10 protein-coding genes are annotated in these 16,080 nt (G+C 53.7%); 3 read left to right on the forward strand and 7 right to left on the reverse strand.

What is annotated here, in order from left to right:
- Positions 1-25: 25 nt before the first annotated feature.
- Positions 26-376: a YegP family protein gene (locus ACO2Q8_RS01815; RefSeq protein WP_423343059.1), complete on the reverse strand. Its 351-nt coding sequence runs from the start codon at positions 374-376 to the stop codon at positions 26-28.
- A gap of 357 nt (positions 377-733) precedes the next feature.
- Here ACO2Q8_RS01815 and ACO2Q8_RS01820 point away from each other — a divergent pair, with 357 nt between their 5' ends.
- A complete protein-coding gene (locus ACO2Q8_RS01820; RefSeq protein ID WP_423343060.1) occupies positions 734-1,519 on the forward strand; it encodes a queuosine precursor transporter in 786 nt (261 codons plus the stop codon).
- A gap of 32 nt (positions 1,520-1,551) precedes the next feature.
- A complete protein-coding gene (locus ACO2Q8_RS01825) occupies positions 1,552-2,430 on the forward strand; it encodes a DUF4440 domain-containing protein (RefSeq protein ID WP_423343061.1) in 879 nt (292 codons plus the stop codon).
- Between the two features lie 150 nt (positions 2,431-2,580).
- On the opposite strand, the gene ACO2Q8_RS01830 is transcribed toward ACO2Q8_RS01825, so the two are convergent.
- The 6 genes from ACO2Q8_RS01830 to ACO2Q8_RS01855 form a co-directional block, all read right to left on the reverse strand.
- Positions 2,581-3,021: a hypothetical protein gene (locus tag ACO2Q8_RS01830; protein WP_423343062.1), complete on the reverse strand. Its 441-nt coding sequence runs from the start codon at positions 3,019-3,021 to the stop codon at positions 2,581-2,583.
- A gap of 242 nt (positions 3,022-3,263) precedes the next feature.
- Positions 3,264-4,805 (reverse strand): SusD/RagB family nutrient-binding outer membrane lipoprotein, encoded by a 1,542-nt coding sequence (locus ACO2Q8_RS01835; protein WP_423343063.1) that lies wholly within the window; start codon positions 4,803-4,805, stop codon positions 3,264-3,266.
- Between the two features lie 24 nt (positions 4,806-4,829).
- Positions 4,830-8,027, reverse strand: coding sequence for a SusC/RagA family TonB-linked outer membrane protein (locus ACO2Q8_RS01840; protein ID WP_423343064.1), 3,198 nt, complete (start codon positions 8,025-8,027; stop codon positions 4,830-4,832).
- 404 nt (positions 8,028-8,431) lie between these two features.
- Positions 8,432-9,082: a response regulator gene (locus ACO2Q8_RS01845; RefSeq protein WP_423343065.1), complete on the reverse strand. Its 651-nt coding sequence runs from the start codon at positions 9,080-9,082 to the stop codon at positions 8,432-8,434.
- A 122-nt stretch (positions 9,083-9,204) separates the two neighbouring features.
- Positions 9,205-12,438: a sensor histidine kinase gene (locus ACO2Q8_RS01850; RefSeq protein ID WP_423343066.1), complete on the reverse strand. Its 3,234-nt coding sequence runs from the start codon at positions 12,436-12,438 to the stop codon at positions 9,205-9,207.
- 180 nt (positions 12,439-12,618) lie between these two features.
- Positions 12,619-13,374: a TrmH family RNA methyltransferase gene (locus ACO2Q8_RS01855; RefSeq protein WP_423343067.1), complete on the reverse strand. Its 756-nt coding sequence runs from the start codon at positions 13,372-13,374 to the stop codon at positions 12,619-12,621.
- Here ACO2Q8_RS01855 and ACO2Q8_RS01860 point away from each other — a divergent pair.
- A complete protein-coding gene (locus ACO2Q8_RS01860) occupies positions 13,373-16,075 on the forward strand; it encodes a BamA/TamA family outer membrane protein (RefSeq protein ID WP_423343068.1) in 2,703 nt (900 codons plus the stop codon). The genes ACO2Q8_RS01855 and ACO2Q8_RS01860 overlap by 2 nt on opposite strands.
- Positions 16,076-16,080 lie beyond the last annotated feature (5 nt).

The following is a 16,080-nucleotide window of genomic DNA, read 5'->3' on the forward strand; positions in this document are numbered from 1 at the left end:
TGTGCAGGTCCAATTCGCACCAGCATCAGGCCGCCAGTGCCAGCGAAGAAATTTCATCACGGGCGGGTACCTGGGCAATCTTGTTGACAACTTCCTGCAGTGCCTGGTCGCGCTCCTCAACGGTTTTATACCGGATCGTGCCAATCAGAAGATTGTCAGCGCCATAAAACAGGTTAAACCGAATGTTACCGGCCAAATCCCAAAGCGGGTAGTTGGTGGCGGCAACACCAGACCGCCGGGCCGCATCCAGAGCCACCAGGCAATCCACCTTGGTAGCGAATGTCTCGCTGACCAAGATCGTTTCCCGGTTATTTTTCATCAGCCGAAATTGGTAGCCATTGCCGGATTGCGGGTGTTGTTCGATGAGAAAAAACATGGTTGTATGTATGTCAAGGAGTAAAGCGTCGAATGTAATCTGGCCCTATCAGACCAAATGCTACAATTACAACACAAAAGTAACTAATTCGTGAGATTTTATACTATACATATATTATACTATTTAAAAATTAGCACAATTGATGTAACTTTGCACACACACAATCTACATTAATTAAGAGTGTTTGGTTAACCCGGTTTCGCTCGAAGCCGGGTTCTTTGTTTTTCCCTCGGAAAATACTTGGCTGATACCCGGCCCAGCAGACCCACAAAGAGTTTATATTTACGGTATTTCTGATTCAACACGCATTCCACTCCCAATTCTTTTAATTCCTAACTGCTAACGTTTACCACCCGAATGGCTTCTTTTACCAGCAAACGAACCAAGCTGTACATTTTTTTAAGTGCCGTTTTTCTGACCAACGCCATTGTGGCCGAAATTATCGGTGTCAAAATTTTCTCGGCCGAAACTTTTCTGGGCATCGCTCCGGCCCAACTGCATCTGTTCGGCGATTTTGTGCTCGATTTCAACCTGACAGCCGGAGCTGTGATCTGGCCTTTTGTGTTCATCACCTCCGACATCATCAATGAATATTACGGTGTCAAAGGGGTTCGTCAAATTTCCTATGTCACGGCCGGTTTTATCGCCTATAGCTTTATCATCATTTATTTTGTTACCACGCTGCCCCCGGCCCAGTTCTGGCTCGACGTCAACGCAACCGATGCCGTCGGAAATAAGGTCAACATCAACAATGCCTTTGCCATGATTTTCCGGCAGGGGCTGGGCATCATCATTGGTTCGATTACCGCCTTTCTGGTAGCCCAGTTGCTGGATGCCACGGTTTTTCAATCCCTGAAACGCATCACGGGAAGCCGTAAGATCTGGCTTCGGGCCACCGGTTCGACCCTGGTTTCACAACTGATCGACAGTTTTGTGGTGCTGACCATCGCGTTCTATGTGTTCGGGAACTGGCCGTTTTCGCAGGTCATTGCGGTGGCCATCGTCAATTACATCTACAAATTTGTGGTCGCTGTAGCCCTCACACCGGTTTTATATCTGGCTCATTATCTGATTGATAATTATTTGGGGAAAGAACACGCCCGTGAATTGGCAAACGAATCGAGCATGAGTACGTTTATGTAGTAAATCGACTCATCCCGATCCCTCAACGTGTTATGATGACGAAAACCGTCTTTGCCCTGGTAGCTTGGTTCGCGACCCTCCTACCGGTTTTTGCCCAAAGCCCGCTCTTGACAATGGTCAATGCCGAGAAGGCTTTCGCTCAGTTGTCCCGTGACAGCACGACCCGCACCGCTTTTCTGCGGTATCTGGCTCCCGACGGTATCCTGTTCGTCAAAGGCAAAGTAACCAACGGCCGGGAGTTCTTTACCGCCGGGCCGGAGCGTGCCGGAAAACTGACCTGGCAGCCGGTCGCGGCAGACATCTCGGCTTCGGGTGATCTGGGCTATACCACCGGTCCCTGGGAGGCCCGGCCCAAAGCGTTGACGGATAACCCCACCCGTTTCGGGCATTACGTAACGCTCTGGCGCAAGCAGGCCGACGGAACCTGGCGGGTTGCCCTCGACATCGGTATCTCCCACCCGGCCCCACCAGCCCCACCCGCCAATCAAATCCGGGCCGTAACAGGGGTTCGTAGTGTGACCAATGCCGATACCGCCCAAAGCCGGGACGAGTTGCTGGCTTACGATCATCAGTTTGTGAAAGCACTGGAGAAGAACGGGGCTGCTACGACCTACCCACAGTTCCTGGCGGCACAAACCCGCCTATACCGCATGAACCAGCAACCCTTCCTCGACCGGACCACCATCGACTCTGCGCTGAAGCAGCCCGTTACGCTCGGTTTTCTGCCCCTCAGCGCGTCGGTGTCCGAATCGGGTGATTTGGGGTATGTATACGGTAACGCGCAGGTACTGACCAATGTAGCCGGAAAAGCCGCAAAACAAACTGGTAATTTTCTGCGCATCTGGAAAAAGGAAAGCCAGGGACAGTGGAAGATTGTGCTGGACCTGATCAGCCTGGAACCGGCGGAGTGAGGAACAAAGAGAGGCTGAAAACCGCCTTTAGCGATGTTTTCTTGTAATAAGAAATCCCTCGCTGCGAAGAAAGACGGGAAGTGCGGCAGCTTCACCGTTAGAGTCTTCGTTGGCGAGGGATTTTTTGCAAAACCGGACTAAAACCCGGTTTTAATTCAGGAGCGAAACAAACCGCTGGGGTTCTTTCACTTCAACTTTCTGGGTTTCGAGCCGGAACGATTTCGTAATTTTCGTAAAACCGTCACTGACTTCGAAGGTATAGAGCCCGTCTTTCATGGTCGCCATATCAAACTTCCGCCAGTATTTTTTGAGCCGTTTTCCGACTTTTTCCGAGTGCAGTATTTCCTGGTTGTCGCTCATCAGGGTTACCTTCAGCGGTACTTCGATGTAATTCTCGATCATCAGATTCATTTTTGCCGAGTTCACCGAGCGGTAGATGGCTACGCCCATCGATTTTGTGCGGCTGACGTTAGGAGCCGTTGCCCCCATCATTTCCTTTTCATCCGGCGTCGTTTCACCACCGGGCGTTACGGCCATAACCGGGGCACTCAGCGCCAGAAGGAGTGCGACCATTTTCAGGGTGCGTTTCATACGTATCTGCTGTTTTCTGTTGTAGTTAGGTGACTGTGAATGCTGTGTCGGATAGTCAATTAGTGATCTAAAAGTAGCGGAGTGTAGCCAGGCTCATCTACCGCAAAAGAGGGGATATTGGTAAGCTCGTCCCGATTCGGGATGAGCGGCAATATGGCGTGATAAAGCAAAAACCGGCCTGATTTGGCCGGTTTTCACCCCTAATACTTTCGCGTTAGGTCTACCTGTAAGCAAGCAACCGATTAGTCGACATCCCACCAAACGGGGGTCAGCACATCGCCGGGAGCAATGCCGGTTTCGGAAACATTCGGGTTTCGCTGCAACTCAGAATCCACATACGGCAATCGTTTCATGAATTGATTCCCCGTCAGGTTGACTACCGGTAGCGTCAGCGCCGGAACACCCGTCCGACGTTGTTCCGCCCAGGCTTCGGCGCCATTCAGGCCATATAGGGCCAGGTATTTCTGCAAAGCAATGGCCCGGATTTTATTGGTTTGTTTGGCGTAATCGACCTCCGCTTTGGTCAGGTAATCGCCGGGTTGCACCCCAAACCGGGCCATCGAAGCCGTAATGCCTTCGTTGTAGAGCTTGGCAGCGTCGTCGGTGGTCGTTCCGGTCCAGCCCCGGGCGATGGCTTCGGCCCGCAGGAACAGGCTTTCTTCGTAGGCGACCAATACGACTGGCCGGGCTTTGGCGGCATTGTCGTCGGCCGCCGTCACCCCGCTGTTTGCCGCGGTGCCCAGAATGGTTCCGTTGGCAAACCGCTGCCCAATGAAGTATTTGCCCGGATAGGAGGTATACGTCGCCGTGTTGGTCGAGGTCGTTCCGTTCGGCGTAAAGACGTATTCAATCGCGGGCGTGCGCAGATCGGCATCCAGGAAGTAAACCGGCATGCGCGGATCATTGAGCGGGGTCATGATATTCCCGATCGTGGTGCTGGCAGTCAGGTTATTCGACAATCGAAAGTTGGCCTGCCAGAGCGGGTTTTCGGTGTTAGTCGTCGTTCCGTTGGCCAATTGCAGACTTTCACCGGCCTGCAAAAACATCGATCCGCTCCCCGTGTAAAGGGCCTGAATACCGGTTCGGGCAGTGGTTGGTTCCACCTGGCTCAGCCGGAGATAAAACTTCAGCTTCAGCGTATTGGCCAGCCGAACCCATCGGTCCATCCCGGCTTCGTTGGCAGCCTGGTAGAGCATATCGGCCGTTCCCGGAAACCGCCCCTGTTTTTTGGCAATATCGGCTTTGGCCTCATCCAGCAATGCCTGCAAACCGGCGTAAATATCCTTCTGTTTGTCGTATTTTGGCGTAATCGTCCGGTCGGCGTTGAGGGCTTCGGAGAACGGAATATCGCCGTACAAATCCGTCAGAACGCCATAGGTGTACGCTTTCATGATTTTCGAAATACCGACCATGCGCCACTCGTTCTGCGGCCCGCCCTGGTTAATGACATACTGAAAATCCTGCAAAGCCCCCGAATACAGCGTAGCAAATTGCCCCCCCTGTCCGTCGAACGTCGTTGAGGTGATGTTGTATTGATCCCAGGTCCGGTACTGGTTGCCGCCTTTCGGGATGCTCCAGTACTGCGCCATAATTCCGCCCAGAATGTTGAACTGCCCTCCGACAATAAACGCCACCTGAGCCTGCCCCGCCGGTAAGGCCAGGTTGACATCCGCGACGGCCGGGTTATTCGGGTCCGTGTTGATGTCCAGATAATCTTTTTCACAAGCGGTTGTCAGGCAAACCAGTACGGTCAGGACGAGCGCTTTCAGCAAATTTCGTTTCATATGACTTGAAAAAATCAGGATCGGTTATAAGACAATTTTCAGACTGGCCCCGTAGCTCCGGGCCGATGGATACGCCAGAAACTCATAGCCCTGGGCGTTACCTGTACCGAACGAGCTGACCTCCGGGTCAACGTTTGGCTGCGACTTGGGGGTCCAGAGCATCAGGTTCCGACCAATCAACGACACCTGGATGGTCGAGAACGGCGTTTTGCCGATCAGCGATTTCGGCAGCGCGTAACTCAGGCTCATCTCCCGCAGCTTCACAAACGACGCATCGAACAGGGTGTTTTCACCGAAGTTCGACACCGTCGACCAATATTCGTAGCCACCGTTGGTTTTGACGGTCGTGTTGGGTGTAAAGGTGCCGTCCTGATTCTGAAGAACCGAGTTTGGATAGATAAACGGCTCGCGGTCGTTGTAGGTGGTTTCTTTCAGGAAACCGCCAAAACGCCCCAAGCTCGTGGTTTGCGAGAAGAATTTACCGCCCTGGCGGGTATCCACCAACACGTTGAAGCTCAACCCTTTGAATGAAACCGTATTGCTCAACCCGGCCGAAAAGTCGGGCTGGATATTCCCCAAAACCTGCAAAACCGGGTCAGCCAGCGGACGGCCCGTGTTGGGGTTCACCACAATGCGGCCTTCCGGATCGCGCAGCATTTTGCTGCCAAAGAACGTCCCGTAGGGTTCACCCAGCCGCGCCTGTAAACCGGGCGACGCTAGACCACCCAGCCCCACCGGCGCCAGCGGATTGTACAGTTCGGTTACTTCATTCCGGTTGCGGGTAAAGTTGAGCGACACATCCCAGCGGAAACCCGACACCGATTTCACCGGCGTTCCGGTCAGCAAGAGTTCGATGCCTTTGTTGGTCATGGCCCCGGCATTCAGGGTTTGGGCCAGAAAACCGGACGTACTCGAAATCGGCACGTTCACGATCTGCTGGTCGCTTTTCGAATTGTAGTACGTAAAATCGATGCCCAGTCGGTTGTCGAAAAACAACGCTTCGGCCCCCACTTCCCAGGAGGTGGTCAGCTCCGAGCGCAAATCCGGGTTCCCGCGAATGTTACCCACCGAGAAACCGGGTACGCCGTTCAAGGGAAACTGGTAGGCTGCCTGGAAACCGTCGTTAATGGCCGTCCGGGTGAAAACCGGGTTGATCTGGTAAGCGTTAGCTACTTTTCCGACCTGCGCTATGTTTGCCCGCAGTTTGGCGTAACTCAAAGGGCCTCCCCGCAAACTTAGGAAAGCCGAGGTCGGAATAAAGCTGACGCTGGCGCCCGGGTAAAAGAATGAGCGGTTTTTCTTCGGCAGCGTCGACGAATAATCGTTCCGACCCGTTACGTCCAGAAACAGGTAGTCTTTGTACGACAACTGCACATCCCCGTAAAAACCGTACAACCGCGTCCGTTGATCGACCCGCGTGGTCACCACCGTACTGGCATTGCTCAGGTCATAAAAACCGGGCACCACCAGCGGCTGGCCGTCGTAGACGCCCCGTGAGGTGTTGTAATCCTGGAGGTTATGGCCCAGAATCACCTTCAGGTTCAGGTCCGAACTCAGGTCGCGGTTGGCGGTCACGATAAAATCGGAAAGCAGGCTTTGGAAGGTCGTGTTATCTTCCACATAGCGGCCACCGAGGTTATTAATGGTTCCCTGCGCAAAGGTCTGTTTCCGGTTGTCGGAATACATATCCGTCCCGATCCGGTACGTCAGGTTGAGCCAGGGAACGGGGTCATAGCTGACTTGGGCATTTCCGAAAAACCGGTTCACGTTGTCTTTCAGCAGGTTATTATCGAGCAGCCAGTACGGGTTGTTCCGGAAACCGGCCAGGTAATAGCCATCCAGGTTGTATCGGGGATCGTTGTAGTCCTTCTGCTCGGTCACTTCTATGTCGCGCGGGGTATTGTAAATCGTTTGCAGAATGTTGGAGCGGCCCTGCCCCTGCACCCCGCGATCGCCCCCCGAGCGGGTGAAGGTCGCCGACAGGTTCGTAGAAACCTTGTTGTTGAAAAACCGGGTTCCGGCCCCCACGTTCACGGCCGTCCGGCGGTAGGTGGTGTTCGGAATCATGGATTTGGTGTTCACGTCCGAAACCGTCAGGATGTAATTTGAAGTCCCGTTGTTGTTCCGCAGCGAAAATGAATTGTTGAGCGTGACGCCGGTTTTGAAAAAATTCCGGACGTTGTTCGGTTTGGCGGTCAAAGCCACCGAATCGGGGTTCTCCTGCTGGCCCAGGGTATACAGTCCATAAGTCCGCCAGTCAGGTACTTTCTGTCCCTGTATTTTCGGCCCCCAGCTCACGTTCCCGGCGTCGACCAGGTCGTAAACGCCGTCAAAACCGGCCCCAAACTCATTCTGAAACTGGGGTAAACGAAGCGGATTTTCAAACGATACCGAGCTGTTCAGGCTGATCTGGGGCTTGTCGGTCACCGACTTGCTGCGATTTTTGGTCGTGATGATGATCACGCCCGAAGCCGCCTGTGAACCGTACAATGCCGCAGCCGCCGGACCTTTCAGAATCGAGACGGATTCGATGTTGTTGGGGTCAATGTCGGCGGCCCGGTTCGTAATGTCGACTCCGTTGTTGAGGTCGCCCCCGCCTACCGTCGAAACCGTTCCGTTGCCGTTGACAATCTGCGTGGTGGTGTTGTTGTTACTGACAATAATCCCGTCGACGACATACAGCGGCTGGTTGTTGCCGTTGAACGATTGTGCCCCGCGAATCACGACCCGCGTGGCCCCCCCGGCAGCTCCCGAAGCGCTCGAAATCTGGACGCCCGGCACCCGGCCCTGCAACGACCGCAGCATGTTCGATTCGTTGGCCCGGATCAGTTCGTCGCCTTTCACATTGGTGACCGCGTAACCGAGCGTTTTCTTCTCCCGTTCGATGGCCGATGCCGTGACGACAACTTCATTCAGCACGGCGGCTCCTTCTTCGAGCAGGATGTCGAAATTCGTCCGGTTGCCGACCGGAATTTCCTGCGTTTTGAAACCGATAAACGAAAAAATCAGCGTTGCCTCCGCCGGTACACTGGTGATCCGGAAGGTTCCGTTGGCATCGGTGGTGCCGCCCTGCGTCGTGCCTTTGATGCCGATTGTCACGCCGGGCATCGGTTCTCGGTCCGAAGCGCTCCGCACCGTGCCCGACACGGTTCTCGTCTGTGCTAACCCAATCTGACAGGTCAAAAGCAGCAGGACAAATCCTCGTAGTAGTAGTAATCTCATCGGTTTGTTGATCCGTGTTTAGTTACTGAAATCGTTTTTAAACAAAGGTCAAGAACCGAACGAGTCGGAAAATCCCGCAAAGCGGGTGATTTTAGTTTCGATACATGAAATAATGATGAAAAGTGAGAAAATGCAGTTTCCAGACGCCAAACGCCCGGTTGTCGAGGGTAGGTTGGAGAGAGCCTTGAGGGATAGAGCTACGGCTGTACTCCAAGAAAAAAACCAGCCGAAGCGGCTGGTTTTTCCATTCACGTTCATCTCATAGATCAGGTTCGGATGGCTCAGAACCCGTACTTCATTTTTCCTGTCGATGGGTACAATGGTTTTGCCCTGCCCACGTCAACGATACAAAAGTAAGGGCCTGAACCAGCGGCACTCTACCCCATACAAGGGGATTTTGTGGCTTAAATCAGGCGTTCTTTGATGGCTTTTTCGATGGCTTCGGCTTTCGAGTGGACTTCGAGCTTCCAGTAGATGTTCTTGATATGCGTCCGAATGGTTTCCTTGTCCACAAACAACTGCTCGGCGATGGTCGTGTAACTCTTGCCCTTCGAGAGCAGTTCGAGGACTTCCGTTTCGCGCGCGGTCAGGGGCGAATTGCGGTTTTTCTGAAACGAAGCCACCACCATCCGGGCGATGTTGGTGCTCATCGGCGCCCCGCCATCCTGAATATCGCGGATGGCTTCCAGCAACCGGCCCGGCTGCATGTTTTTGGTCAGATAACCGCCCGCACCGGCGCATAACGCCTTGAACACCAGCTCATCATTCTCATAAACCGTAACGACAATGATGTTGGTTTTCGGACGAAGTTTTTTAATGCGCGCAATCCCCTCGATCCCGTTCATGCCGGGCAGTTCAATGTCCATCAGCACCACGTCGGGCGCGTCCGACTGGAGGTTTTTGAGGGCATCTTCACAACGATAGTACGTATTGACAATCTTAAAACCGTAGGTACTGTTGATCAGCAATGCAAAGCCGTCCCGAATCAAATTATCATCCTCTACGATACATATTCGTATCGTCTGCGGGCTACGCAAAAGTTGAGTTCCATTCATACGTGTGTTCATTAGAGTTTGCAACAGGAAATAACTATTTATTTAGGCACTAGAATATCGATATTACACCAGCGGGGTAATTAACTCTACGAAAGGAAAGTTGATGAAGTGGTGTCGTTTTTTCACCCAATGTGCGGGATGTCCATCCGGAAGAGAACGCTCGTACCGCCCAGGTTTTCGGAGGTTATATCCACCTTGCCGCCAATTTTTTCAGCCCGGCTGCGGATGTTGTGCAGCCCATTACCCACCGTCGACTTCGGGTTGGCCTGCATGCCCACGCCGTTGTCTTTCCACTGTACCTCAATGCGCCGGTGCATCATCGCGAAATGAATCTGCGCTTCGGTAGCCTGCGAGTGTTTCAGCGTATTACTCATGGCCTCCTTGAACAGGAAGATCAAATGGCGACTCGTTCCCATCGGCAAAACCGCCTTCCGCAGATCGTCTGTAATTCCGATGGCTTCGAACGTAATCCGGCTCCGGTCGAACACATCGTCGCCAAAGTCTTTCAACCGAATGGCGATTTCCAGGAAATTATCGTGTTCGGGATTGATCGCCCAGATAAAATCCTTGGTACCCTGATACAGCCGGTTGCTGTTGTCGCTGATTTTGGTTAGCAACGGCCCGATTTCGGCCCCGTGGCCGTTCAGCTTGCTTTTGATGATCTCGGTTAGCATCGAAATTCGGGTAATCGTGTTCCCGAACTCGTCGTGCAGGTCCTGAGCGGCCATTTTCCGGACGCGCTCGTTTTCGGCCAGCGTCACCCGCTCCAGTTCCAGCAAATGCTGGACTTTCTTCCGAACCCGGTAGTTGTAAACCAGCCAGACCGCCCCGCCGATCACTGTCACCAGCATGGCCAGGAACCACCAGGTTTGCCAGAACGGCGGCAACACCCGGATCGGAATCCGCAGCGTATTCTCGTCGCTCCACAGTCCGTCGCTGTTCGATCCCCGAACTTTCAGCACATAATCGCCGGGTTTGAGGTTGGTAAAGCTGACGTACCGGCGCGTACCGCTATCGATCCAGCCGTCGTGAAACCCTTCGAGCATGTAGGCGTACTGGTTCTTGTGGGAATTGGTGTAATCCAGCGCGGCAAATGAAAACGAAAAAAAGTTTTCGCCCGGCAAAATCTCGATCCGACCGGTTTTGGCCAGCAGGCTGTCCACATTGACCGGTTTTTCAAATTTCTTGAACGACGTCAGCACCGTGCGGGGAACGTGCCGGTTTTTCACCATCCGCGTCGGCAGAAAGCTCACCAGCGAACCAATCCCACCAAAAAACAGTTCGCCATCTTCGGCCCGGTGGTAAGCATGCATGTTGAACTCGTTGATGGTCAGGCCATCGTTGATGTCGTAATTCTCAAACTGGCGTGTTTCCGGATCAAAACACGATAGACCGAGGTTGGTGCTCATCCAGATTCGGCCGCGTTCGTCCTCCAGGGCTCCGTAGACCATTTCGTTTGGCAATCCGTCGCGTTCGGTGTAATGAATGAATTTGAGCTTGCCGTTGGCCCCCTCGACCATCTGGCTGATGCCTTTGTTGCTGCATACCCAAAACCGCTCCTTGCTGTCGCGCAGAAAGCCCAGAACCTGCTCGCCCATCAGACTGTTCGGATCGTCGGGCTGATTGCCATAATGGGTAATTTTACCGGTTGCTGGTTCCAGTTTGTTCAATCCAAAACCGGTTCCGATCCAGATTGCGCCCCGCTGGTCTTCCTGAATGGCATAGACGATAAACGCTCGCAGGCTGGTCGAGTCTTTCGGATCATGCCGATAAACGGATACCTGGCCGGTTTGGGCATCGATCCGGCGCAGGCTCGAATATCCTCCGGCCCATAGGTTACCCCGCCGATCTTCGTACAGGCTCAGGACGCCGTCGCCCTTCTCGCCTTTTTTGAGCGCAATATCACTCCCCAGCCCGGCCAGTCGGCGCACAAAACGGTTGCGTTCGCGGTCGTACCGGTAAAGGCCCTCGGGCGTTCCGACCCAGAGGTTGCCCTGTCGATCTTCCCGCAGGCACTGAATTTTATCGCTGCCGAGCCCATATGGGTCCGTCGGATTGGCCCGAAACCGCTTGACGGCGGAGGTCAGCCGGTCGATCTGAATAAGGCCTTCGTGCGTGCCGATCCAGAGTTTTCCGGTATGGTCGGTCGATACGGCAAACACCAGCCCGGCCGCCGACGACTGCTGCCGGTTGGTCAGAGTGGGCCACTGCCGGAACGAGTTTTTCGACCGGCTGTACAACTGCACGCCCGCATCGTGGGTACCGATCCAGACGATGTCCTCTTTCTCGGCCGGGCCTTCGTAAATCGTATTAATCGAGCTGGTTTTCAGCCCTTTCTTTCCGAACAAATCCTCCTGAATGCTGTCGATGTAGCGAATGTGCTGGTCGCTGTAAATTTTATACCGGGAAATGCCGTTCTGTTGTGTGCCCACCCATAAAATTCCGTATCGGTCGATGTGTAGGGATGTGATCAGGCTGGCACCCACCCGCTGGAAAATCTCCGGGAAGGTTTCGGTTTGTTCGAGTTTCGGATTGATCCGGGCGACTCCACTGGCCGTTCCAACCCAGATCGTACCGTAGGCATCATAGGCCAATGCTTTCACCCACGGATCGGGTAACGGATAGGCGGTTTTGGGGGATCGGATGACCTGAGTCCGTTGCTGCCGAGCCTGGGAAGAACGAAGATCGGGTTTGGGGATAGCCAGCGAAACCAGTCCATTGCCGGTTCCAACCCACAATATACCACCGGGACCCATCAGCAGTGCGTTCACGACTTGGGCCCGCCGGTCGTATTCGTTCTCGATGGCGTAATGAAAAACCTGATACCGGGTCGAATCGGTGAATACCAGCCGTTTAACGCCCCAACTGGTGCCCAGCCACAACGTACCGAAGCGATCCGAGACAATGGCGCTGACCGACGCCAAATTGTACCGGCGTCGGTGCGGTTCGAGCAAACCGCCGTAGCGCCGGAAGCGGCCGGTCACGGGGTTGTATTGATCCAGCCCGTTGACCGTCCCCACCCAGATGTTACCCCGCATATCCTCGTGAAGTGAAATAATCTGATCGTGCGAAAGCGTGGTACTGTCGAACGGATTGTGTTTGTAGTGGGTAATCTGGTAACCATCATACCGGTTCAGACCGTCCTGCGTCCCAAACCAGACGTATCCCCGCTTGTCTTTTAAAATGCAGTAAGCTTCGCTCTGTGACAGGCCGTTATCCACTGAAATCTGGTCCAGAAACTTGAGCGCCAGTCCCCGGGCTTCCATGGAATTTCCCGTCGGCAAATTTTTCGTTGCCTGCGTGAACGCTGTCACCCAATTGATCCAGAGCAGCCCTATGCAAAAAAGTGTCCTCATCCGGCTTGGGGGACATTCTCCCCCTATTTGACAAATTTACATCCTCTCAGCCGCTTAATAAATCACCCATATTGGGGTAAATGTAACGAAGTGCTTTGGTTGTATTTTTGTTAACACTATGTACATTTAGTTTAGGTTAAGAAAGCAGTAAAAGTAGCCTTGCCTCGAACAGGGCTATTTTTATTTTACGCTCCGAATCCTCCGGAGGTTATCGCAGATCACCGCCGTGGCAATGCCCACATTCAGGGATTCGGCCAGGCCGTAGCGGGGAATCGTAATGCGCTGATTGACAAAGCGTTCCACCTCCGCTCCAATCCCATTGGCTTCGTTGCCCATCACCAGGTAGCCCGACGTTCCGAATGCTTGCTGATGAACATCGGTACCGTCCAGAAAAGCCCCATACACCGCCGAATCCCCCAACGCCTTCAGGTAATCGCCCAGGGGTGCATAATACCATTCAACCCGCGTAAACGAGCCTTTGCTGGCCGAGATTACTTTGGGGTTGTATACGTCGGCCGTGGTCGGCGAACAGATCAGTTTTCGAATTCCGTACCAGTCGGCAATGCGAATAATCGTACCCAGATTGCCGGGATCGCGGATGTCGTCCAGCATCAGCACGAATTCATCCGGCCCGGCCGACAAATACCGGTTTTCCCGGGTTTTGGCCACTGCCAGGGCCGCTTCGTTGGTCACCAGCGTCCCGACCCGCTTCAGGTCGTCGGCCGAAACCATTTCCAGCCGTACCCGTTGTTTATCCAGCATCAGGGCATTTTCTGCGTAAAACGACTCCGTGACGAGCAACACGTCAACCGGATGATCCGATGCCAGCAGTTCCAGCACATTGATACTTCCTTCCACCAAAAAGGCCCCATGTTCCTGCCGGTATTTTTTCTGGTGCAACGACTGAATATATTTGCTAAGTGATTTTGAGAGCATGAAGAGAACCAGGATTGACGACCAGGCATCCATTGTTAATACCCAATACGAATTTCGGAGAAAGTTCCGGAATCCGGCACACCTGTACCGCAATTCCTTTTGGGGCCTTTGGCTGCTCGGGCTGCTGGCCGGGTTGTCGGGCTGCGTGAGTTCGGAAAAGTTACAAAAAAATCAATACCTGCTCTACAGCCAGACCGTACGCGGCAACCGCACCATTCCAAGTGCCGACCTCGAAGCCCTGATTCCGCAGCGGCCAAATCGCCGGATTTTGCGCCTACCCATCACGTTTGGGCTGTGGGCCTACCAGTTGGGTTCCAAAACCTACGACAAAGAAGCTGCCCAGCGCGCCCTCGACGCCAAACGCCGGGAATATGACCAGTTTGTTGATCAACCCGACTCCACCAAATCCTACAAAAAGCAACTTCGACGTTTCAACCGCCAGCTCACCCGCCTGCGCCGACAGGTCGACGAAGGCAACTGGATCATGCGGAACCTGGGCGAACCGCCCGTCTATTTTTACGAGGCCGATGCGAAAACGAACGCTGAAAAAATGCAGCGGTATTTGAAAAACAAAGGGTTCCTGGTTGGCAAAGCTTCTTATAGCGTCGATAGCACCACCACGCTGGGCCGCCGGGTTCGGGTCACTTACAACATCACGGAAAACATCCCGTTTTATCTCAATCAGGTCACTTACCAAATTGCCGACTCCCGCGTCGACTCGCTGGTCCGGAAAACGCTGGACCGATCGCTGCTCAAATCCGGCGACCGTTTCGATGCGGACAAAGTTGAAGCCGAACGCATCCGGATTGAGGAGTTACTGCGAAATAACGGTTATTACAGCTTTTCACGGCAATACATCCCGCTTCCGTTTGATGTGCTCGATCTGGATGCGGATTCATCAGTAGCCGACAGCACGCGCCCGAACGCTCACCGGCTGAACATGTGGGTCAAGATTGTTAACCCGCCCGGAAAATCCAGCCACCCGGTTTTTAAAATCGGCGAGGTCGACGTGTTCGTAGCCCGCGGAGAAGACCGGGCCATGCTCGATACGGTCCGGCACAACGGGTTGCAGTATTTGCTGGGGCGGCAGAAGTATGCCATGCGCTTGCTCGACAGCCGGATTTTTCTGCGCCCCGACAGCCTCTACCGGCTCCGGAATTTTCAGGATTCCCAGCGGCAATTGTTCCTGCTGAATCAGTTCCGGTTTGCCAACATAAGTTTCACCGATACGACCGGTAACCGCCTGCGCACCCGCGTCAACCTGATTCCCATCGACAAATACGAGCTAACGACCGAAGGCGGTATTTTTGTGCTGTACCAGGGGCAGGGCTTTCCGGGCCCGTTTGGCAATCTTTCGTTCCGGATTCACAACATTTTCGGAGGCCTGGGCACGTTCGAAACATCTCTAAGGTACGGTCTGGAAGCTACCTCCGGGTATACCGATACCAAAGCCATTGATTTTGCGCAGGAATTTGGGCTGAATACCTCCTTGATCTTTCCGCATATTTTGTTTCCGGGTAAAGTCCGGTTTCTGTTTAACCGGCTTAGCCCGCGAACACAGATCGGTTTAGGCTACAACTACACCTTCCGGCCTGAGTACGGCCGACAGGTGTTGCGGGGAACGGTGTCGTATAACTGGCTGAAAAACAATGTCCATCAATACAATTTATTCATCGCCGATATCAACTACCTGAGAGCCAATATTCGGTCGTTCCGTTACCAGGCCGAACTGGATTCGCTGGCGGCTTCCGGAAGTACGATTCTAAACAGTTTTCGAAACGCTTTTGCCTCCAACATCGGTTTTATTTACACGTACAACACCAACGTGTTGGGCCAAAACCGGCGGGCCAATTTTCTGCGGATCTCGCTCGAATCGGGCGGAACGACCCTGAACTTGTTTAGCCGGGAGCAACTCCGCAGCATTTTCAATACCTCCGATACGACGGGTTTGCAGTACTACAAATACCTGCGTGCCAACGTCGATTTCCGGCATTACATTCCCATCCGACGCAAAACTACGCTGGCGTTCCGGTTGAATACCGGCCTGGTCTATGGCTACGGAGAAAACAAAACCGCCCCCTACGAAAAGCTGTTCTTTGCCGGTGGTAGCAGCAGCATCCGGGCCTGGCTTCCCCGTCGATTGGGACCGGGTTCATCGATTCCTTACTCCCAACCCGACGACAAGCTGGTGCCGGATTTCCGGCCCGGCCGACCCGGTCAGTTTCGGTACGATTTTGAACAGCCCGGCGATGTCCTGATCGAAGCATCGGCGGAGTTACGGACCCATTTGTTTCATCTGGGTGGCGACATCAACGGAGCGTTCTTTGTCGATGCCGGGAACGTCTGGACGCGCCGGGATGCCAGCAATCGTATCGGCGAGAATTTTCTACTCCGGCCATCCAGCAGTGACTACCTTCCCCGCAACTTTCTTCAGCAGATTGCTGTGGGCACCGGCATTGGCCTTCGGATTGATTTCTCTTTCTTCATCATCCGGTTCGACGGCGCGATCAAAGTGTACGACCCGGCCCGGTATTTCATTTACGACCCCGATCCCAATGATCCCAATGCCTACATCATAGAAGGCAAACGTCCCGGTGACTTCATTGATGAACGGTTTTTCCTGCCCAAGTTCCGGCTCGACAAACTCTTTAGGGGTCCTAACCCCCTCGTGATCAACTTCGGAATCGGGTATCCGTTCTAATTTTG

The organism is Larkinella sp. VNQ87 (genome assembly GCF_049445795.1).
GTDB lineage: Bacteria > Bacteroidota > Bacteroidia > Cytophagales > Spirosomataceae > Larkinella.

Excerpts from the sequence above, each read along its gene's own strand:
- ACO2Q8_RS01815 (WP_423343059.1), bottom strand. The coding sequence starts at position 376 with ATGTTTTTTCTCATCGAACAACACCCGCAATCCGGCAATGGCTACCAA.
- ACO2Q8_RS01850 (WP_423343066.1), bottom strand. The coding sequence starts at position 12,438 with ATGAGGACACTTTTTTGCATAGGGCTGCTCTGGATCAATTGGGTGACA.
- ACO2Q8_RS01820 (WP_423343060.1), top strand. The coding sequence starts at position 734 with ATGGCTTCTTTTACCAGCAAACGAACCAAGCTGTACATTTTTTTAAGT.
- ACO2Q8_RS01855 (WP_423343067.1), bottom strand. The coding sequence starts at position 13,374 with ATGCTCTCAAAATCACTTAGCAAATATATTCAGTCGTTGCACCAGAAA.
- ACO2Q8_RS01840 (WP_423343064.1), bottom strand. The coding sequence starts at position 8,027 with ATGAGATTACTACTACTACGAGGATTTGTCCTGCTGCTTTTGACCTGT.
- ACO2Q8_RS01860 (WP_423343068.1), top strand. The coding sequence starts at position 13,373 with ATGAAGAGAACCAGGATTGACGACCAGGCATCCATTGTTAATACCCAA.
- ACO2Q8_RS01835 (WP_423343063.1), bottom strand. The coding sequence starts at position 4,805 with ATGAAACGAAATTTGCTGAAAGCGCTCGTCCTGACCGTACTGGTTTGC.
- ACO2Q8_RS01825 (WP_423343061.1), top strand. The coding sequence starts at position 1,552 with ATGATGACGAAAACCGTCTTTGCCCTGGTAGCTTGGTTCGCGACCCTC.
- ACO2Q8_RS01830 (WP_423343062.1), bottom strand. The coding sequence starts at position 3,021 with ATGAAACGCACCCTGAAAATGGTCGCACTCCTTCTGGCGCTGAGTGCC.
- ACO2Q8_RS01845 (WP_423343065.1), bottom strand. The coding sequence starts at position 9,082 with ATGAATGGAACTCAACTTTTGCGTAGCCCGCAGACGATACGAATATGT.